Annotated in this window: 22 protein-coding genes, 1 tRNA gene and 1 pseudogene; 4 read left to right on the forward strand and 20 right to left on the reverse strand. The window is 63.6% G+C overall.

Annotation, left to right across the window (positions count from 1 at the left end; genetic code table 11):
* The gene (locus tag AC1AUD_RS08185) at positions 1–1,269 is read right to left on the reverse strand and encodes a tyrosine-type recombinase/integrase (RefSeq protein ID WP_476573841.1); all 1,269 of its coding nucleotides are present in this window, start codon (positions 1,267–1,269) and stop codon (positions 1–3) included.
* A gap of 29 nt (positions 1,270–1,298) precedes the next feature.
* Between AC1AUD_RS08185 and AC1AUD_RS08190 the strand changes: the two genes are divergently transcribed.
* Positions 1,299–1,511 carry a helix-turn-helix domain-containing protein gene (locus AC1AUD_RS08190; protein ID WP_476573843.1) on the forward strand — a complete coding sequence of 71 codons (213 nt, stop codon included), beginning with the start codon at positions 1,299–1,301 and terminating at the stop codon, positions 1,509–1,511.
* Positions 1,512–1,601: 90 nt separating this feature from the next.
* On the opposite strand, the gene AC1AUD_RS08195 is transcribed toward AC1AUD_RS08190, so the two are convergent.
* Both AC1AUD_RS08195 and AC1AUD_RS08200 read right to left on the reverse strand, forming a co-directional pair.
* A tRNA-Arg gene (locus AC1AUD_RS08195) sits at positions 1,602–1,674 on the reverse strand.
* Complete coding sequence (locus AC1AUD_RS08200; protein WP_476573844.1) at positions 1,665–1,835, reverse strand: hypothetical protein; 171 nt, start codon at positions 1,833–1,835, stop codon at positions 1,665–1,667. The genes AC1AUD_RS08195 and AC1AUD_RS08200 overlap by 10 nt, the downstream gene beginning before the upstream one ends.
* 36 nt (positions 1,836–1,871) lie before the next feature.
* Between AC1AUD_RS08200 and AC1AUD_RS08205 the strand changes: the two genes are divergently transcribed.
* Complete coding sequence (locus AC1AUD_RS08205; protein WP_476573846.1) at positions 1,872–2,498, forward strand: CYTH domain-containing protein; 627 nt, start codon at positions 1,872–1,874, stop codon at positions 2,496–2,498.
* Between the two features lie 72 nt (positions 2,499–2,570).
* On the opposite strand, the gene AC1AUD_RS08210 is transcribed toward AC1AUD_RS08205, so the two are convergent.
* The 3 genes from AC1AUD_RS08210 to AC1AUD_RS08220 form a co-directional block, all read right to left on the reverse strand.
* Complete coding sequence (locus AC1AUD_RS08210) at positions 2,571–3,551, reverse strand: tetratricopeptide repeat protein (RefSeq protein ID WP_476573848.1); 981 nt, start codon at positions 3,549–3,551, stop codon at positions 2,571–2,573.
* Positions 3,552–3,697: 146 nt separating this feature from the next.
* Positions 3,698–4,702, reverse strand: coding sequence for a DUF8094 domain-containing protein (locus AC1AUD_RS08215; protein WP_476573850.1), 1,005 nt, complete (start codon positions 4,700–4,702; stop codon positions 3,698–3,700).
* Complete coding sequence (locus AC1AUD_RS08220; RefSeq protein WP_476573852.1) at positions 4,702–5,781, reverse strand: hypothetical protein; 1,080 nt, start codon at positions 5,779–5,781, stop codon at positions 4,702–4,704. The genes AC1AUD_RS08215 and AC1AUD_RS08220 overlap by 1 nt, the downstream gene beginning before the upstream one ends.
* A 78-nt stretch (positions 5,782–5,859) precedes the next feature.
* Here AC1AUD_RS08220 and AC1AUD_RS08225 point away from each other — a divergent pair, with 78 nt between their 5' ends.
* A complete protein-coding gene (locus AC1AUD_RS08225) occupies positions 5,860–6,828 on the forward strand; it encodes an FKBP-type peptidyl-prolyl cis-trans isomerase (protein ID WP_476573854.1) in 969 nt (322 codons plus the stop codon).
* A 150-nt stretch (positions 6,829–6,978) separates the two neighbouring features.
* Here AC1AUD_RS08225 and nucS read toward each other — a convergent pair whose 3' ends face one another.
* From nucS to AC1AUD_RS08275, 10 genes are all read right to left on the reverse strand, one after another.
* Entirely contained in the window at positions 6,979–7,683 is a 705-nt protein-coding gene (gene nucS, locus AC1AUD_RS08230) for an endonuclease NucS (protein WP_476573856.1), read from the reverse strand.
* A gap of 405 nt (positions 7,684–8,088) precedes the next feature.
* A complete protein-coding gene (locus AC1AUD_RS08235) occupies positions 8,089–8,376 on the reverse strand; it encodes a F0F1 ATP synthase subunit epsilon (RefSeq protein WP_476573858.1) in 288 nt (95 codons plus the stop codon).
* On the reverse strand, positions 8,376–9,863 hold the full coding sequence (gene atpD, locus AC1AUD_RS08240; protein WP_476573860.1) for a F0F1 ATP synthase subunit beta: 1,488 nt from the start codon (positions 9,861–9,863) through the stop codon (positions 8,376–8,378). Before atpD ends, AC1AUD_RS08235 begins: the two co-directional genes overlap by 1 nt.
* A gap of 8 nt (positions 9,864–9,871) precedes the next feature.
* Positions 9,872–10,795, reverse strand: coding sequence for a F0F1 ATP synthase subunit gamma (locus AC1AUD_RS08245; protein WP_476573862.1), 924 nt, complete (start codon positions 10,793–10,795; stop codon positions 9,872–9,874).
* A gap of 3 nt (positions 10,796–10,798) precedes the next feature.
* Entirely contained in the window at positions 10,799–12,475 is a 1,677-nt protein-coding gene (atpA, locus tag AC1AUD_RS08250; protein ID WP_476573864.1) for a F0F1 ATP synthase subunit alpha, read from the reverse strand.
* A gap of 38 nt (positions 12,476–12,513) precedes the next feature.
* Complete coding sequence (locus AC1AUD_RS08255) at positions 12,514–13,341, reverse strand: F0F1 ATP synthase subunit delta (RefSeq protein ID WP_476573866.1); 828 nt, start codon at positions 13,339–13,341, stop codon at positions 12,514–12,516.
* A gap of 29 nt (positions 13,342–13,370) precedes the next feature.
* The gene (locus tag AC1AUD_RS08260) at positions 13,371–13,892 is read right to left on the reverse strand and encodes a F0F1 ATP synthase subunit B (RefSeq protein ID WP_476573868.1); all 522 of its coding nucleotides are present in this window, start codon (positions 13,890–13,892) and stop codon (positions 13,371–13,373) included.
* A gap of 67 nt (positions 13,893–13,959) precedes the next feature.
* Complete coding sequence (gene atpE / locus AC1AUD_RS08265) at positions 13,960–14,190, reverse strand: ATP synthase F0 subunit C (RefSeq protein WP_476573870.1); 231 nt, start codon at positions 14,188–14,190, stop codon at positions 13,960–13,962.
* 68 nt (positions 14,191–14,258) lie between these two features.
* Complete coding sequence (gene atpB, locus AC1AUD_RS08270) at positions 14,259–15,065, reverse strand: F0F1 ATP synthase subunit A (protein WP_476573872.1); 807 nt, start codon at positions 15,063–15,065, stop codon at positions 14,259–14,261.
* A 336-nt stretch (positions 15,066–15,401) separates the two neighbouring features.
* A complete protein-coding gene (locus tag AC1AUD_RS08275; protein WP_476573873.1) occupies positions 15,402–16,445 on the reverse strand; it encodes a homoserine O-succinyltransferase in 1,044 nt (347 codons plus the stop codon).
* A 347-nt stretch (positions 16,446–16,792) separates the two neighbouring features.
* Between AC1AUD_RS08275 and AC1AUD_RS08280 the strand changes: the two genes are divergently transcribed.
* Positions 16,793–17,626: a tyrosine-type recombinase/integrase gene (locus tag AC1AUD_RS08280; RefSeq protein ID WP_476573874.1), complete on the forward strand. Its 834-nt coding sequence runs from the start codon at positions 16,793–16,795 to the stop codon at positions 17,624–17,626.
* Here the strand turns inward: AC1AUD_RS08280 and AC1AUD_RS08285 are convergent, their stop codons facing one another.
* The 4 genes and pseudogenes from AC1AUD_RS08285 to AC1AUD_RS08300 all read right to left on the reverse strand — a co-directional run.
* Positions 17,627–17,854, reverse strand: coding sequence for a hypothetical protein (locus tag AC1AUD_RS08285; RefSeq protein ID WP_476573875.1), 228 nt, complete (start codon positions 17,852–17,854; stop codon positions 17,627–17,629).
* The gene (locus AC1AUD_RS08290) at positions 17,851–18,576 is read right to left on the reverse strand and encodes a peptidoglycan recognition protein family protein (protein WP_476573876.1); all 726 of its coding nucleotides are present in this window, start codon (positions 18,574–18,576) and stop codon (positions 17,851–17,853) included. Before AC1AUD_RS08290 ends, AC1AUD_RS08285 begins: the two co-directional genes overlap by 4 nt.
* A complete protein-coding gene (locus tag AC1AUD_RS08295) occupies positions 18,573–18,890 on the reverse strand; it encodes a hypothetical protein (protein ID WP_476573878.1) in 318 nt (105 codons plus the stop codon). The genes AC1AUD_RS08290 and AC1AUD_RS08295 overlap by 4 nt, the downstream gene beginning before the upstream one ends.
* Positions 18,891–18,896: 6 nt before the next feature.
* Positions 18,897–19,514 (reverse strand): annotated as a pseudogene (locus AC1AUD_RS08300) (SGNH/GDSL hydrolase family protein); the annotation flags it as partial.

Consider the following 19,514-nt stretch of genomic DNA (forward strand, 5'->3'; position numbering starts at 1 on the left):
TCACTCCATGATGTCCGCGTCGATGGCGCGGGCCACGTCCTGGGACCGGTCCGGCCACAGGTCGGCGTAGGTGTCCAGCGTCTCGGTTGCGCTGGCATGCCCCATGACCGCCTGCAGGGTCTTCACGTCCGCGCCACGCGCGATGGCCAGGGAAGCGTAGGTGTGACGCAGGCTGTGGGGCACAAGCCCAGCGATCTCGTCCATGCCTGCGCTTTTCAAAGCCGGATACCAGACCCGGTTGCGCCAGTTCCTTTGCTGCTGGCGTCCACCGCGAGGGGCGCGCACAAGGTATTCGTCCATGCCATGACCGTCGGTGAGTTCGTGGAGCCTCCGCTCCAGTCTCGGCGGCAGCGGCACTAGGCACGGCTTGTTGCCTTTAGGCAGGGTTTCGACCACGTTCCCATCGTGATCGTCGCTCAGGGTCTTGGTCACGTGGAGTAGGTGCCGCGCATAATCCACATCGGCGACGCGCAGTGCCAGGGCCTCGCCGAGACGCAAACCGGTGAAGGCCATCAGCATGACAGCCGTGGCATCGTCCCGTTTCATGTGCGAGCACAGCATGTCGATTTCGCTGGGTTCCAGATACACCCTTGGAGTCTGGACCTGTTGGCGTGGCATCTTCACACCCTTGACGGGGTTGCTGGCCAGCCATCCTTCCTCCACCGCCAGTTCAAGCACGCTGCGGAACACGATTGCCACGATGGAGCGCACGGATTTGGGAGCGAGCGGACGGGCCTTCCCAATCTTCGCGTTGCGCGGCGCCTTACCCTCCAGCAGCATGGCCACCCATGCCTGGATGCGCGGCGTGGTGATTGCGCCAATCTGCGCATGTCCCCATCGAGGCAGCACCCAGACACGAAGTTCCAACAGGTAGCGGTGTTCGGTGCTGCCTTTGATGCTTCCACGCAATCCTTTAGCCCATAGTTCGGCCACTTCACCCACAGTACGCTGCCTGTCGCGGGGATTGACGTATCGGCCGCTGCGGATATCGTCCTCCAGCTCGGCAACCAGCGTATCCGCTGCTTGGCTGGACGCCATGTTGCGCTTGTGCAAGCGGCCGGCGTCATCCCTCCATCGCACGCACCAGCGCGAGCCTTTCCCGTATTCCTTTGTCTTGAATTCCTCGGGCACTTTGGCCACGCTGGGATTGGCGATGTTACGAGCCAGACTGACCTTCGCGTTCTGCGGACAAGGTACCGTGACAGTTTCGCCATTGGCCATTACCATAGTGGCGTCTGTCAGCCATCGGTCCTCTTTCCATGCCTTCATGCCATGCCCCTATGCGCATAGGAGAAGGTATGAGCAACATGAACAATAACGACTCTGAACCGAACTTCACGGCACTGCTCACCCCAAGGCAGGTGGCCGACATACTCGCCATCCCCGTCAGTACATTGTCCAGGTGGCGCAACGAACAACGCGAACTGCCCTGGGTCAAGGTCGGCAGGGTCGTCCGATATCGTCCCGAGGATGTTCGGCAATGGGTCGACCGACATACCAATGCCGTGTGATTGTTCACGGCGATGTGCCCGATTTGTGCCCGATGACAGCAACGTCAAGAAATCACACGGCGAAAATCCTTGGAATTCCAACCTTTTTCGTGGGCTCGAAGGGATTCGAACCCTCGACCTTCTGTTCCGGAGACAGACGCTCTATCCACTGAGCTACGAACCCGAGCTCTCCCACTGTACACCATCGTCACCACCATCACCGCGCAATGGCCGGCGCGCCATGTCATCGACATCGGCATCGCCGCGACCGCCCCAATCGCCCTCGGCCACCCCGGGCACCTGCCGCCCCTCGACGGCGAAAGCCACGAAAACCGCGAGAATCACAGGAAAAGCCGGCACCGGAGCGGCTAAAATAAGCCCATGAGCGAATTCATGGACGACTTCGAATACGAGCGCCGTTTCTTCTGCCGCGAGTTTCCCGACGAATTCGACGATGGCGACGCACCGGCGCTCATCATCCAAAGCTATTTCGTGCACGCCGACAACTACGCCCTCCGCGTGCGTCTGCAATCCCGTGCCATCCGCGCCGAAATGAACGCCGACACCGATCCGGTGGCGCTGCTCGACCGATACCGCGACAAGTTCACCAAGGCCTTCGTCACGGTCAAGGGCCCGTCGGTGGGCGGCACTCGCTATGAGGCGGAACGTGAGATCGACGCGCATATCGCGGCCGAGCTCATCAAACGCGGCGGTTCGGTGATCGTCAAGAACCGCTATTCCGTCTGGATCGCCGAGGACGGCTGGAGCGTCGACGTGTTCGGCGGGGCGAACGCGCCGCTGATCGTGGCCGAGGCGGAGCGCAGCGGCCCGGTGACGAATCTGACGATTCCGAAGTTCTGCATCACCGAGATCACCGATCAGGCGCGGTTCAATAACGACGGACTCGCCGACCGTCCCTTCTGCCAGTGGGCCGACGCCTTCGAGGAGGAGCTGGCCGCCCACGGCCCGCAATTCCAGCAGTATTTCGGCAGAAACAAATTGCAGTAGCCGAAAAGCCTGCTGGGCCGGGGCATTCGTGAGACGACGCCCCGGTCCAGCGCATCAACACACTCAGCGCATTCAGTACATCAGCGTCGCCAAGCGCCGCCGCGCTGCCGCCAGACGCGCGTCGGTCGGCTCGGGGACGACGAAATATTCCAGCAGACGCTGGCGCACGGGTTCGATATCGGCCTTGTGCCCGGCGGCCACGAAGTCCAGCAGACGGTCGAAGGCGTCCTGGATCTGCCCGCCGATCATATCGATGTCGGCGACGGCCAGCTGCGCCTCGACATCGTCCGGGGCGGCCGCGGCGGCGGCACGCACCTCGCGCACATCGGCATTGGCCGAGCGCGCCAACAGCAACGCCTTGGAACGCTCGCGGGCGGCCAGCTCGTCATGGGGATCTGCCTCAAGCACGCGGGCATAGGCGGCCGCGGCACCGGCGTAGTCGCCGGCCTGCGCCAACTGATAGGCCTCCTGATGCGCGGGCGGCACAGTGTTGGCACCAGCCGGAGCACCGGCAGCACCAGCGCCCTCGGCGCCGCCATCCGCATCGGGGTCACCGGAATACGGCGCCGTGCCATTCACGCCGGCCTGCTGCGCCATGGCGATGATCTTCGGCAGCACCTGATCGGTGATCTGCGCCATCTCGTCCGCGCTGGGGATGCCCTGCAGCAGCGGCATCGGGCGCCCGCCGATCAATGCGAACATCGCGGGCGCGGCCTGCACCTGCAGGGCCTGCGCGATGGAGGGATTCGAGGCGATATCGATACGCGACATCTGAATCTGCCCGCCGAGCTTGTTGACGGCCTCGCCGAGCTGCCGCGCCATATCGAACAGACGGTCGTCGGTGGGCACCCACAGCAGCAACAGGATCGGGAACGTGGCCGAGGTGGTCACCATCGCCTGAAACGTGGCCTCGGTGGTGTCGATCACATAGCCGCCGGCCGCGGGCGCGCCTCCCGCCTGCCCCGGCTCGTCCTTGACCTGATGCTTCAGCGCCTCGAGGTCCACGGCCCCCGCCAACGACACTCCCGGATTGAACTGCGGCTGACCAGCCATGTCTTGCCTCCCGATACGACCAACGCGATCAATTGCGACCATCGCGCCCAATATGAAACGATGCCGGACCCCATCATAGTTCCGGCATCGTATTGCGTTTTCATTCCGCCGTCGGCAGCGCCAACGGCGCGGAGATCACACGGAAATCACACAGCCTCCACCTTGACGGACAGCCTGTCCGCGCCGACCGCCGTGATCTGCTTGCCGGAATCCTTGGCCGGGATGACCAGCGCGACGACGTTGACATAGGTGACCTTCATGGTGCTGGTGGGCTTGCCATCGCCGAACAGCGCGCGCTCCTCGTCGGAGGCCGGCTGGGATTCGCGCCCCTCGCCCGCCTGACGGGTCCACACGGAGTCGATCTCGGCGACGACGAGCTCGCTGCCGTCGACCGAACGCATGCCCCACAGTTGGTTGGGCACGGCCGTGAAGGTCTGCTGCTGGGTGCCCTTGTTGCGCTCCATGCCCTCCTGCACGCTTTGCGCGACCTGCCCCAGCGTCTGGCGGAAGGTGTCATCCGCGAACTGCGAGGCGAACTGGCTGGACGCGCCGTTGGTGAGCACGTCGGCATATCGCTCGACGGCTTGGCGCGGCGTGGCCACGAGGCCGTCGTCGTTGGGCGTGCCCATCTTCGAACCATGCTCGGGCACCTCGAACTTGGGCAGGGTGACGCCGGAGAACAGGCGCGCGACGGCGGCCAGCTTGTAGTTCTGGCGGGCCGACTCCTGGGTCATCACCATCAGACGCTGCGTCTGCTGGTCCTCGGTGGTTGTGGTGATGGCGAAGGCCGTGCGCGGCCAGCCGGCATCCGTGGGGATGACGACCTGCGCCACCTTGTCGGGGATGGTCGCCTCCTTGCGCAGTTCGCCGGTTTTCGCCGCGATGGCGATATCGCTGTTGCGAATCGCCAGCATCGGCCCGGTGAGGCGCTGTTCGAGTCCGGCGGCGTTCTTCACCTCGGTCGCCTGATCGATGGCATCGAGGATTTCCTTGCGGATCTTCTGCTCCTGCTTCTCGGTCAGGTCGGGCGCGGCGGCGGTGTCCTCGGTCGGCGCCGCCACCTGCGGCACCTGGCCTTCGCAGGCGGCGAGGGACAGGGACAGGCCGAGCGTCAGCGCGGCCGCGGCGATCTTCGTATATCGTGCCTTCATCAGCGCTCCTCCCCCTTGCCGTCGGCGGTCCCATCGTCGGATGCGTCGGTCTGGCCGACCTCGGCGGCGAGACGCGCGAAATATGCCTGCAATTCGTCGGGGGATATCACCGATGTTTGTTCGCCGACGTTGGTCCCGCTTTCCTTGGCGGCACCCGCCGCGCCATCACCGGCGTTTTCGGCGACGAGGTTGCGGGAGCTGGGATCGACGACCACCGGAACCGCATCGGTCTCGACGGGCGAGCTGCCGGCGGCATGACGGCGGCGCTTGCGCTTGGGACCGGACTTGCCCGGCCGCCCGATGCCCGCGCGCACGCCGAAGCTGCCGGCGATGGCCTCGCCCACACGCACCTCGTCGGCCGCCTCGGCGGCGGATTCGACCACGCGCTTGCGGCGCTTATGCGGCGGCATCGCGAACACGGAGGCGGCCAGCACCGCCATGATGGCGAGCAGTCCGCCCGCGAAATAGAACGGCATCGCGAAATCGGGCAGCGTGCTGCGCGTCCAATGCATCGACACATCGGCCGCGCCCGATTCGCCGAGATCCACCAGCGCCACGCGGTCGGCATCAGAGGACTTGGTGCCAACCGTCACCGAGCCATCGCCGCAGGTGACGCGGCTCCACATATCGGAGTCCTTGAAGGCCACATCGCCGTCGCCGGTCGCATCCTTGCCATGGCTTTTGGCGTCCGACACCGCCAGCTCGGTCCAACTGTCCAGACCGGTGACGCGCACATATTTCTGGCCGCTGATCCATCCCGCGACGTCGGTGGCGGAGCCCAACGCCACGCACACCTCATCGGAGGCGGTCGATTCGACGGTCATCTTCGCCCGGTCGTCGACCATGGACAGCACACCGGGATCGGTGACGATATATTGCACGCCACTGGTCTTCGCCGTGGCGGTCACTTCGGCGCTCGGTTTCCATTCGGTCGCGTTGAGCACGCCGAGCACCACGCAGGCCACGGCCAGCAACCCGAGGATCGGGGTGACCACGCCTCGCATGATGACGGCGTGCCTGGTCGGGCGTTTGCCAACGGCCTCGACCGGCGTCTCGTTTGTCTGTTCCTGTTCGCTCATAACCCTTCCATTCTACAATCCCGAGCTGAAAGTCAGCCGGCCGGCGTAAATCATGGTTGGCCGGTAGGCTGGTGAGCCATGCGCAAATCAAAGAACGCTTCCATATTCAAATCCATGCTGGCCGCGGCATGCTCGCTTGCGATGTGCGCCACGCTCGCCGCCTGCGGAAACACTTCGAATTCCAACGATTCCAAGGATTCCTCCTCCAACTCCTCGAAGTCCGGCGACACCTCGCTGGACCAGATCGCCGGAGTGACCGCCAAGGGCGAGCTCGGCAAAAAGCCGGAGATCGCGCTTGCGAAGACCCCGATGACCGTGCAGAACAACACCTATGCTGTACTGCAAAAGGGCAACGGCGATGTGATCGAGGACGGCGACCGCGTGTGCGCGCAGGGCATCGCCGTCAACGTCAAGGACGGCTCCGAGCTGATGAGCACCTGGGAGAAGAACACCCCCGACTGCTCGCTGGTCGTCAGCAAATCCTCGATGAACGAAAGCTATTACAACCTGCTCAAGGGGCAGAAGCTCAACGCCACGGTTGCCGTCGGCGTCAACGATTCCAATTCCTCCGGCACCTCCTACATCATGGCGATGACGCTGGTCTCCAAGTCGAAGGATCTGAAGCGCGCCGAGGGCGAGAAGGTCAAGGACATCCCGGCGGATCTACCGAAGGTCACGCTCGACAAGGACGGCAAGCCTTCGATCGATATGAACGGCCAAGGCGACGTCGACAAGCTCATCGTCCAGCCGCTCATCAAGGGCAAGGGCAAGAAGGTCAAGGAAACCGACACCGTCAGCGCCAACTACACCGGCTGGCTGACCAACGGCAAGCAGTTCGATTCCTCGTGGGACCGCGGTCAGCCCGCGGACTTCTCGCTGCAGCGGGTCGTCAAGGGTTGGACGCAGGGCCTGGCAGGCCAGACCGTCGGCTCCCAGGTGCTGCTGGTCATCCCGCCGGATCTCGGCTACGGCAAGGACGGCTCGGGCGACTCGATCCCCGGCAACGCCACCCTCGTCTTCGTCGTCGACATCCTCGCGGCGTATTAAAAATACTCCCCTTGCGAGGGGAGGTGGCGGCACGCAGTGCCGACGGAGGGGTAGCCTCACGAGACTAGGTACAACTTAGATCCGTGGGGCTACCCCTCCGTCATGTCTGCGACATGACACCTCCCCTCGCAAGGGGAGGATTAAAAAAACTCAGAACAGCCGCAGCGAATCGTCCTCGGCGCCCTTCATCTCCTCGTAGTCGAGGATGAGGCAGCGGAAGCCGCGATCCTCGGCGAGGACGCGCGCCTGCGGCGTGATGGTCTGCGCGGCGAAGATGCCGTGGACCGGCGCAAGCAGCGGATCGCGGTTGAGCAGCTCGCAATAGCGGGTCAGCTGTTCGACGCCGTCGATGCCGCCGTGCCGCTTGATCTCGACCGCGACGTGCTCGCCGTTGGCGTCGGTGGCCATGATGTCGACCGGACCGATGGCGGTCGGGTATTCGCGGCGCACCAGTGTGGCGCCCTCGCCGATGCGCTCGATCTGCTCGGCCAGATACCGCTGCAGATGGTCCTCGACGCCATCCTTGATCAGCCCCGGATCCTCGCCGAGATCGTAGGTTTCGTCGGAATAGATATGCTGCAGCTCGACCTCGAGGATATCGGAGGATTTATCGGCCGACACCCGCAGCCGTCGCTCGCAGACCGGAGTGTCGACGTCGGCGTCGGCGTTGTCCGGCACGATCTCCTTCAGCGTGCAGGGCGCGGCCATCCAGTTGAGCGGTTTGTAGGAACCGAGCTCGGAGAATATCAGCAGGCTGTTGTCGGCTTTGATCAGCAGCACCCGCTTGGCCAGCGGCAGGGAGGCATTGAGGCGTCCGGAATATTCGGCGGAGCAGTCGGCGACGATGATGCGCATGGGGACCTACGATAACAGACCAGCGTTACCGCCACGCCACTTACCGGCAAGCAGGTAACGGATGGGATCTCCTCAGCGTTACATAGATGCCAGTAAGTGGAGCACTAGGAACGCTGGCAATCATCAGCGTTACCGGCATGCCACTCACCGGCTTGCAGGTAACGGATAGATCCCCCTCAGCGTTACATGGATGCCAGTATGAGGAGCACCAGGAACGCTGACGGCTCCCAGCGTTACTCGCGTGCCACTTACTGGCATGCGGGTAACGGATGGAACGTCCTCAGCGTTACATAGACGCCAGTATGAGGAGCGTAGGTAACGCAAACCGCCTCCGCAGCGTTACCTTCGCTCCTGGATATGGAGCCTAGGTAACGCCACGGAGGCGGTCAATGCCTAAGGCGCGCGTCAGTCCTCGCTTACTTGCGCGTCCTTGGCGCGCTCGACGGCGATCGTGAGCTTGTTCGAGTTGAAGGAGATGAAACCATCGGTCACGTAGAAGGCGTGACGGGTTCCAGCCGCCTCCACCACGGTGACCGTGCCCTGCTTGATGACCGTGAGCACGGGCTCATGGTCGGGCAGGATGCCCATGCCGCCTTCGGAGGCCGGGATGGTGACCGATCGCGCCGGGCCTTTCCACACAGGATGGTTGGCGGCGACGATGTTCACCTGCATCGTGGATTTCTCGTCCGCCATCACGCACCGAGTTCCTTCTGCATGTTGTGCCACTTCTCCTCGAGGTCATCGATGCCGCCGATGCCCGAGAACGCCTGCTCCGGCACCTCGTCATAGTAGCCGTCGCAGATGCGGGTGAAGGCCTCGATGGTCTCGGAGGCCGGCACATACGAGCCCGGGCGACCGGTGAACTTCTCGGCCACGTAGAAGTTCTGGCCGAGGAACTGCTCGATCTTGCGGGCGCGGTTGACGGTGGTCTTGTCCTCTTCGGAGAGCTCGTCGATGCCAATCAGGGCGATGATGTCCTGCAGCTCCTTGTTACGCTGCAGAATCGCCTTGACGCGGTTGGCGCACTCGTAGTGGTCCTGGCCGACGTAACGCGGATCGAGGATTCGCGAGGTCGAGCTCAGCGGGTCCACGGCCGGGTAGATGCCCTTCGACGCGATGTCACGGGAAAGCTCGGTGGTGGCGTCGAGATGGGCGAAGGTCGTGGCCGGGGCCGGGTCGGTGTAATCGTCGGCGGGCACGTAGATGGCCTGCAGCGAGGTGATCGAGTGGCCGCGGGTCGAGGTGATGCGCTCCTGCAGGGCGCCCATCTCGTCGGCCAGGTTCGGCTGGTAGCCCACGGCGGAGGGCATGCGGCCCAGCAGCGTGGAGACCTCGGAACCGGCCTGCGTGAAGCGGAAGATGTTGTCGATGAACAACAGCACGTCCTGGTTCTGCACGTCGCGGAAGTACTCGGCCATGGTCAGTGCGGTCAGCGGCACGCGCAGACGGGTGCCCGGCTGCTCGTCCATCTGGCCGAAGACCAGAGCGGTCTTCTCAAGCACGCCGGCCTCGTCCATCTCGCCGATCAGATCGTTGCCCTCACGGGTGCGTTCGCCGACGCCGGCGAACACGGAGACGCCGCCGTGGTTCTGCGCCACGCGCTGGATCATCTCCTGGATCAGCACGGTCTTGCCAACGCCTGCGCCGCCGAACAGACCGATCTTGCCGCCCTGCACATACGGAGTCAGCAGATCGATGACCTTGATGCCGGTTTCGAACATCTGGGTCTTGGACTCCAGCTGGTCGAAGGCGGGGGCGTTGCGGTGGATGGGCCAACGCTCGGAGACGGTGATGGTCTCGCCGTCCTTCTTGTTGAGGATGTTGCCGGAGACGTCGAAGACGTGTCCCTTGGTCACGTCGCCGACCGGCACCTCGATCGGGCCGCCGGTGTCGCGCACGGAGGCGCCACGCACGAGGCCGTCGGTGAGTTTCAGGGCCACGCAGCGCACGGTGGAGTCGCCCAGGTGCTGCTCGACCTCAAGCGTGATCTCGGTGAGGTTGGCCTCACCCTCCTCCTTGGCGCCGGTGTTGGAGATCGTCACCTTGAGCGCGTTGTAGATGTCAGGCAGATGGCCCACCGGGAACTCGACGTCGATAACCGAGCCCTGGATGCGCGTGACGCGCCCGTTAATCGGCTCGACGGCCGTCTCGGGAGCCGCTGTGGTCTGGTTCTCAGCCATATGCGTTCCTACTCTTCCTTTGTGTTCAGCGCGTCGGCGCTGCCGATGATTTCGGTAAGTTCCTGGGTGATCGCGGCCTGGCGGGAGGCGTTGAGCTTGCGCGTGAGGTCATCGATCAGGTTGCGGGCGTTGTCCGTGGCCGTGTGCATCGCGTTCTGGCGCGAGGCCGTCTCGGAGGCCGCGGCCTCCAACAGGCACTCATGGATGCGCGACTGGATGTACTTGGGCAGAATGGCGTCCAGCACCTCGTCCAAGCTCGGCTCGAAGGCGTAGAGCGGACGCGCGCTGACCGCGTTCTCATCGCCATCCTGGGGAATCAGGTCCGACAGCTCCGGATTGATGATCTCCACCGGCAGCATGCGCAGCACACGCACCTTCTGGGTCACCATGTTGATGAACTCGGTGTAGACGATGTACAGCTCGGAGACTCCGCCCTGATCGGCCGGCTTCATATAGGCGTCGATCAACGCCTTGGAGATGGCCTCGGCGATTTCGACGCCCGGCTTGTCGGTGTCACCTTCCCATGTGTCCGCGATGTCGCGGTTGCGGTACTTGTAGTACGTCACGCCACGACGGCCATACACATAGAGTTCGGGCCGCTTGCCCTGCGCATCAAGGCGGGTCAGCAATTCCTCGGTCTCACGGATGATCGACGAGGTGTATCCGCCTGCCATGCCTCGGTCGGCGGTGAGGGCGAGGACAGCCACCTTGGGGTTGTCCTCGTCCTTCCGCGCGATCGGATGGTCGATGTGGGTGTGGGCCACCACAGCCTGGACGGCATCGAAAATCGCATCGGAATAGGGCCTCGCCTCCATGGCCACCTTGCGGGCCTTGGCGATATGCGAAGACGCAATCATCTCCTGCGCGTTGAAGATCTTCTCCAACGAGCTGGTAGAGGCGATCCTGCTCTTCAATGCGAGTTGCGATCCCATGGGCTACTTCTTTTCTCCGTGCATCGGGTGCTTGTTCGGGTCGGTCTCGCCCTTCTCGGCATTCGCGACGATCTGCTCCTGCTCGACGGGCGTCGGCTTGGCCGGCGTCACCTTCTTGTCGGCCAGCGGCTTGCCCGCCTTGGTCACGAAGGTCGTCGCGAAGGCGTCCACCGCCTTGTCGAGGGCGGCCTCCGTGTCGGCGGTGAAGTCACCGGTGGTGCGGATGGTGTCGAGGATGTCGGTGTTGTGAGCGAGGTAGTCCAGCAGACCATGCTCGAACGGCAGCACGTCGGCGATCTCGAGATCGTCGAACTTGCCGTGGGTGCCGGCCCACACGGACACGACCTCCTGCTCCATCGAATACGGCGAGAACTGGGGCTGCTTGAGCAGCTCGGTCAGGCGCGCGCCGCGGGCCAGCTGAGCCTTCGAGGCCGCATCCAGATCGGAGGCGAACATGGCGAAGGATTCCAGCGAGCGGTACTGCGCCAGCGAGATCTTCAGCGTGCCGGAGACCTTCTTCAACGCCTTGGTCTGCGCGGCGCCACCGACGCGGGACACGGAGATGCCCACGTCCACGGCCGGGCGCTGGTTGGCGTTGAACAGGTCGGACTGCAGGAAGATCTGGCCGTCGGTGATGGAGATCACGTTGGTCGGAATGTACGCGGACACGTCGTTCGCCTTGGTCTCGACGATCGGCAGGCCGGTCATCGAGCCGCCGCCGAGGTCGTCCGAGACCTTGGCGCAGCGCTCCAGCAGACGGGAGTGCAGGTAGAAGACGTCGCCCGGGTAGGCCTCGCGCCCCGGCGGGCGGCGCAGCAGCAGGGAAATCGAACGATAGGCCTCGGCCTGCTTCGACAGATCGTCGAAGACGATGAGCACATGCTTGCCGTTGTACATCCAGTGCTGGCCGATGGCCGAGCCGGTGTAGGGGGCGATGTACTTGAAGCCGGCGGAGTCGGAGGCCGGGGAGGCGACGATGGTCGTGTAGGCCATGGCGCCGGATTCCTCGAGGCTCTGCTTGACGGAGGCGATGGTGGAGCCCTTCTGGCCGATGGCCACATAGATGCAGCGCACCTGCTTCTTCGGGTCGCCGGACTCCCAGTTCGACTTCTGGTTGATGATGGTGTCGATCGCGATGGCGGTCTTGCCGGTCTGGCGGTCGCCGATGATGAGCTGTCGCTGGCCGCGGCCGATCGGCGTCATCGCGTCGATGGCCTTGAGGCCGGTGGACAGCGGCTCGTCGACCGGATGGCGGTGCATCACATCGGGGGCCTGGGCCTCCAGGATGCGGCGGCCTTCGCTCTTGATCTCGCCGAGACCATCAATCGGGTTGCCGAGCGGGTCCACGACGCGGCCGAGATAGCCGTCGCCAACGGGCACGGACAGCACTTCGCCGGTGCGACGGACCTCCTGGCCTTCCTCGATGCCAGCGAAGTCGCCGAGGATAACCACGCCGATCTCGCGGGCGTCAAGGTTGAACGCCAGGCCGAGCGTGCCGTCCTCGAAGGTCAGCAGCTCATTGGCCATGCAACCAGGCAGTCCCGTGACATGCGCAATGCCATCGCCGGCCGTGGCGACATAGCCCACCTCCTGGGTGGGTGTGCCGCTCGGCGTGTACGACGACACGAAGTCGTCGAGGGCCTTGCGTATCGAGGCGGGATCAATGGTTAGTTCTGCCATGATCACTCCTTTTATTGGTTAAATCTTGTCTGGGCCGTTCAGGCGGTGGCCTTCACGGTCCTGTGCAGGTTCTCCAGCTGCGCGACCACGGTGTTGTCCGTGACCTCGTCGCCCACCTGGACGCGCATGCCGCCCAGCACGGTGGGGTCGACCACCGAGTTGATGTGCACCGGGTGCCCGGTCTTGGCCGTGTAGACCTCGATCAGGCGCTTGATCTGCGCATCGGTCAGCGGGGTGGCGGTGGTCACGGTGACCATCGATTCGCCCATGTGGCGCGAGAACTTGTTGATCAGCCACTGGATCGTCTCCAAGTAGCGGCGACGACGCAGATTGTCCGTCGCGTGCTCGCCCAGGCGCATCGTGACCTTGTTCAGGCCCTTGCCGTCGAACAGCTGGTGGAACAGCGCCACGCGCGCCTCGCTGGTGGCCGTCGCGTCATACAGCTTCGAACGCACCACCGGCAGGTTGAGCAACGCGGAATGCAGCTGCGCGAATTCGATGGCGACCTGCAGAGTGGCGTCGGTGGCGTCCGCGTAGTACATCATCGCGTCCACGCCGAAGTCCTCCACCGCGTTCGCGATGTCGGAGGCACGGCTCCAACGGCGGTCGACCAGATCGGTCATGATCTCCATCGTCATCGGATGGACGTCGTCGCCGAGCAGGGTCTTCAGCGCCGCGGCCTTGTCCTCCAGGGGACGGGACGGATCGGTGAGCGCGCGCTCGAGCGCGATGCTGTCGTCCAGCACCTGCGTGATCGTGAACAGTTCGTTGCCGATCCGCCACGCATCCTCACGGGTGTCACGCAGCTTGGGGGCCAGCGAGTCACGGGACTGCCGGTCGGCTATGCGCGATGCCTCTCCACGCATGTGTCACCTCCCTTTCGAAAACGTGCCGGTCACTTCTTGTCGTCCAGGCCGTCGATCATCGAGTCGATCATCGACGACTGCACGTCGGCGTCCTGGAGCTTGGCGCCCAGGATCTTGCCGGCAAGGGCGGTGGCCAGCGCGCCGACCTCGCCCTTGAGCGAGACCATGGCCTGCTGCTGCTGGGATTCGAGCGAACGCTGCGCGTTGGCGGCGATCTGGGCCGCCTCGGATTCGGCGCGGGTGCGGGCGTCGGCCACGATGTGGGAGGCCTCGGCGCGGGCATCATCGCGGATCTTGGAGGCCTCGACGCGTGCGTTGCTCAGCTGAGCCTCGTACTTGGCCTTGGCTTCGTCGGCATCCTTCTGGGCCTGCTCGGCCTTGGCGATGCCACCCTCGATCTTCGCGGCTCGTTCGTCGAACACAGCCTGGAACTTGGGCATGAAGAACTTATAGAAGAACACCGCGATGATGGCCAGGATGACCAGCGACCACACGATGTCGTAGACCTTGGGGATGAACAGCGAGATGCCGCCTTCTTCCGCAAAAGTCATTGCGTTCTCCTTTCATTGCTTCTTCGTCTGATGCGTTCGGTGCGCGGCGGGCGCCGCGCGGTCACGCTCAGTTGAAGATGAAGCCAGCGACCAGACCGAGCAGGGCCAGGACCTCGACGAAGGCGAGGCCGAGGAACATCAGGGTCTGCAGACGGCCGCCCAGCTCGGGCTGGCGGGCAGTGCCCTCGATGGTCTTGCCGATCAGGATGCCCAGACCGATGCCAGGTCCGATGGTGGCCAGGCCGTAGCCAATGGCGTTGAGGTTACCAGCGACCTCGGCGAGGGTGATGATATCCATGGTTTGTCCTTTCTGGTTTTTCTTCGGTAACGAAGGAAATCTCTATTGGTTCCGCCTGTGACCCGATGTCACTCGGCCTCGGAATAGCTCATGTTGATGTACGCGGTGGTGAGCATCGCGAAGATGAAGGCCTGCAACGCGGCGACCAGCATCTCGAAGGCCGTCATCAGCAGACCCGCGAGGAAGGTGCCGGCGCCCAGCACCGACATGACGCTGTGGCTTTCGATGAGGAACCACTGCGTGGCGGCGAGGCACAGGGCCACCATGATGTGGCCCGCGACCATGTTCGCGAACAGTCGGATCGTCAGCGAGACCGGGCGGATGATAAGCAGCTCGAGCAGCTGGATCGGCGTCAGCAGGATGTAGATCGGGGCGGGCACGCCTGCGGGGAACAGCTCTTCCTTGAGGAACTTGCCGAGGCCCTTCTCACGGATGCCGGCGATCCAATACTGGCAGAAGCACCAGCCGGCGAAGACCAGCGGCATGGTGATGGTGGCCGTGGCCGCGATGTTCAGACCGGGGATGATGCCGCACAGGTTGAACACCAGAATCGTCAGGAAAATCGTGGTGATCATCGGCACATAGCGGCGTCCGCGCAGCTCGCCCATTACCTGATAGACGATGTTGTCGCGCACGAAGTCCAGCACCCATTCGACGGCGGCCTGCCAGCGGCCGGGGATGAGCTTGACGCGCGCAGCGGTGATGCCCAGCACAAGCAGGAGCAGCACGGTGGCGATGATGCGCACGAGGATGATGCGGTTGATGGCGAACGGAGTGCCTTGGAACAGGATCTCCGGCGGCAGGAAGTCCTGCACGGTGGGCAGTTCCGGCCCCTCGGCCGCCAAGGTGAGCCCCATGCCGAACAGCTCGGTCATTCTCTCTCCTCCTGCTTCATATGAGTAACAGATTCAGTCTAGCCCAACGCAGGCGGAAAACGTAACAAATGGATGAACGCCTCCGTCACTCCTCCGCGGCGCGCGTTGCGCTGCCCGGAACCCCCTGCCCGGCGTGGCGTGGATATCGGATACCGCGCGTCATCGTCTATGGCATTCGGCTCCGAATGACTTCATGTGATTCTAGTACTGCTTCCGACAAGCGCGACACGGCGTCCATAGAACGGTCCGGCGTGGGAGGCGCACACCGGCGGTACCGTCCGCGTGTTCCCCATATGGGCACCATATGCCCGTCCTCGCCGACGGTCGCCGCGGATGTCAGCGCGCGGCGTCCCGTATGACGCCGTATCCGTCGCGCGCGAAGGGCGTGAAGCAGTCGGCGCGCGGGCCGCCGGGCTCGTGTCGGATGGACCGGTCCGTCCCCAGCCGGCCCTCGGCCCTGAGCCGGGGCACTTCGGTCAGGTCGTATGGCGTGGTCTGGTAGACCCAGTTGAGCCAATTGCGCCACAGCAGGTTGGCGTGCGCGCGCCAGGCGAACAGCGGCTCGAGACTCGGGTCGTCGTGGGGGAAATAGTTCTCCGGGAACGGCACGTTGGTCATTCCCTTGGCCATGTCGCGCTCGTATTCCTCCTTGAGCGTGTCCTTGCCGTATTCCCAATGGCCCAGGGCGAAGACCTCGGAGAAGTCGCGTGTTGCGATCAGGCCGGGGCCGGATCGCGGCCCCCAGGTCAGGATCTGCAGCTCGGGGTTGGCGCGCACCTGCGCCTCGTCGACGCCGGCGAGCCTTGAATGCGGCTGGAGCGCGATCTCGTCGAAGCCGTTGGTCAGGAAGCAGTATTCGTCCTGCAGATACTGCGGGAAGACGCCGAAGATCTTCTCGTCGAGATCGATTTTGTCGATGCCGTGGCGCTGGTGGAGCGCGGCCATCGCGCCCCAGCACAGGTACATCGTCGAGAAGACGTGCGTGGAGGCCCAGTCGAGGATGCTGACGAACTCATCCCAGTAGTCGACGTCTTCGAAGGCGAGATGTTCGACCGGCGCGCCGGTGACGACGAAACCGTCGTAATAGTTGTTCTTGAAGGCGTCGAGGTTTTCGTAGAACTTGACCAGATGGTCGTGGCTGGTGTGCGTGGCCTCGTGCGTGGATGTCTTCATGAAGTCGACGTCGACCTGCAGCGGGCTTTTCGAGATGAGACGCAGCAGTTGGGTCTCGGTCTCGATCTTCTTGGGCATGAGGTTGAGGATCACCAGCCGCAGGGGGCGCACACGCTGGCGCTCCGCCTCGGGCTTCTCCAATGCGAAGATGCGCTCGGAGTCCAGGATGTCACGGGCAGGCAGCCCGCCGGGAATCTTGATGGGCATGGTCCCTCCGCATCCCGATGCGAACCGAACGGTGCTATGTGGTCGCGCATCCTTATGGTCGTATATCTGTCGTCTGTGTTGGGTTGTGCCCGCGTCGATGCGGAGATGGCTGCTGTTGCGAGCCGCGAATGCGAAAGCCGCCAGCCTTATTGAGGCTGACGGCTTCGTTCATTGGTAGCGGGGCATGGATTTGAACCTTGGACCTCTGGGCTAGAGGTCCAAGGTCCAAATCCATGCCCCGGAACCGGAATAAAGCCGCCATTCCACGTGTCGGCGCGTCCGTTCGGACAGCGTTCTACTGATTTTACTTTAGCGGCGTAGGCGTACAGGTGGTGTGATGGTGTGCCATGAGTATGCAAAAGACGCCGCCGCCTGACGGCTGGCAAGATGAAGTGGAACGGTGGCTTGAATCATTGAGGGCCGGAGGGTTGAGCGAGCAAACGGTGAATTGCCGGCGCGCGAAACTCTGCCATGCCGCGCGAAGCCTTGGCGCGGCGACACCGTATGAAGTCACCGGAGAAGCCCTGTTGAAATGGGTCGCGGCACAACATTGGAAGCCCGAGACGCTGAAAGGGTACCGGAACACGCTTGTGACGTTCTTCAGGTGGTTGAAGGTGTCGGGGAGGCGCGATGACTGCCCGGCCGATGAACTGCCGAAGGTGCGGCGTCCGCACGCGCACCCGCGCCCCTGCCCCGACAAATACATAATCGCCGCTTTGCATCGAGCGACGGAACCTGAACGGTTGATGCTGCGTCTTGCCGCCGAGTGTGGTCTAAGGCGCGGCGAGATAGCCCAATTGCACAGCCGCGACGTGATGGAAGATTTGGTGGGCCGTTCCCTCGTTGTGCGCGGCAAGGGCGATAAGCAACGGTTGGTGCCGTGCCCGGACGATCTGGCCGACGCCATAGAGGCGCGGCATGGCTATGTGTTCCCGGGCCGCTGGTCTGGGCATGTCGAGCAAAGCTATGTCAACAGGCACATATCGGCGTTGCTGCCGGACGGGTACGGCACACATTCATTGCGCCACCGGTATGCCACGGTGACGTATGCGGCAACGCACGATCTGTTTCTGGTCGCGCGTCTTCTCGGGCATACGTCGGTCGAAACGACGCAAATCTATGTGGCCATGCCGGACGAACGTTTGCGGGCCGGCATGGCCGCCGTGGCCTTGGCCGTGTGATTATTTCGACGCCATGCGTAGGGGGTTGTAGGCCACGCCCATGCCGGCGGCGATCAGGCCGCCGACTGTGGTGATGTAGTCGCCTATGGTGGGGTCTCCGAACTTGGTGAAGCCGAAGCCGACGGCCACGGCGATGAGTCCGAGCACGTACACGATTGTTCGCACGGTTTCGTTGAACACGGGTGTGTATCCGGTGTTCTCGCTGGTGGCGTGTTGTGGCTGGCTCATTGCTGTGTTCCTTCCACGGTGATTTTGAGGGTTTCGAGTTTGGCTTTCACCGCGTCGGTGACGGCGTTGGCGATGGTGCCGGGGTCTGCGCCCATGCTGTTTGCCAGTGTCTCGATGGCGGCTTGCTGGGCGGTGACGGTGGCCGTGAGTTGCGGCACTTGGATGGCGTCGAGGCCGTAGAGTCGGTCTATGGCTTTCACGCCGTTGAGGTCTCGCGCCCACACGGCGTCTGCGATTTCCTGTGCGCTTGGCATGGTTTCTCCTTCTACTAGTTGTTTGAATTGTTCCCAGCTGTATCCCCAGCGGGAAAAATAGGGGTGCGGGTCGGTGTGGTCTGTGCCTCCCCACATTTGCCGGGCGTCGTCGTGGCAGATAAGCCGGTCGATGCCCCAGCCGTGCGCGTCGAGTCGTTCCCTGACCACCTGCGCGGCCAGTTCGATGCCGTTTTGGAAGTCGGTCTGGTTGGTGGCCTCGCAGATTTCCAAGCCTTCCACGTAGGCGTTGCCGTTGCCGACCTGCCAGCACAGGGCGTCGTATGGCACGGTGTGGTATGCCTCCGTCCAGTCGCTGACTAGGTGCGCGTTTGGCACGTCGTTGTTGCGCCAGTAGTTGACGTGGTTCGCGGCGGTCGCGCCGGGGTTCGCGGTCGAGTGAACGCAGAAATAGGTTGGGTTCAACGGCCCGTGCCCGGCCCTGACTATGGCTTCCTTGATGACGCTCATTGCGTGTCCTCCGTCGTTTTGGCTATGTGCGCGGCGCGTATGTCCTCGATCATCTGGATGCCCAAGCCGTTGCCTCCGAGCGCGGCGTAGGCGTTGTAGATGGTCTCTGCGGTTTGTTTGGTGTCAACGTCGCACACGCCGCCGTTGGCCACCATCGCGGCCTGTATGTGCTCCAGCTTGCAGAACAGGAGCACGCGCAGGCCTTCCTTGGTCGGGGTGTCGCGGTCGAGCCGGTTCAGCCACCATTGCACAATGCTGGTAGCCGTGCCGGAGCCGATGACGGCGGCCAGCAGGGTGATGATTTCGCTGTTCATCGCTTCTCACATTCCCGCCGCCCAGCTGGCTTCGATCATCACCCATTTGTCGGTCGGCAGGTTCGCCATTTCGACCTTCAGGCCTTGCGTGCTCACGCTCAGGTAGCAGTTGGTAACGGCGTTGACGGCCAGATACTTGGTCTGGATGTTGCTGCACAGGTATTTGTCCGCCGTGAACGCGGTGAAGCCGGCGTCGATGGCGCGCCCGGTGTGGGCGGTGATCTGCAACGTGATGACGCCGTTTGCCTCCGCGAAGCGTTTACGTTGAATCTGGTCGAAGATGGGGTCGCCGCTGATGCTGGTCACGTTCAGGTCGCTCGCGTATTCGGGCCAGAACGTGTTGTGGCCGGTCAGCATGAGCTTGGTTGCGATGCTGGCCCATTTGCGGTAGCCGGCGGCCTTCATGTGTATGTATCCGTCGGCGTCGCTTTCGGCGATCATCTGTCCCCACCGGTGAACGCCCTGCATGAGCACGACGCGCGGGTTCGTGGTGTCGGTCAACGCCAGCGCGGCGTTGTTGATGGAATGCAATGCGGTGTAGTGTTCGTGCAGGCCGAGGCCAAGGCCTCCGGCGATGGGGAACACGTAGGTGGTCGCGTTCGGCGCTTCCTGCCTGATCTTGTT

Source organism: Bifidobacterium sp. LH_730 (assembly GCF_056355835.1).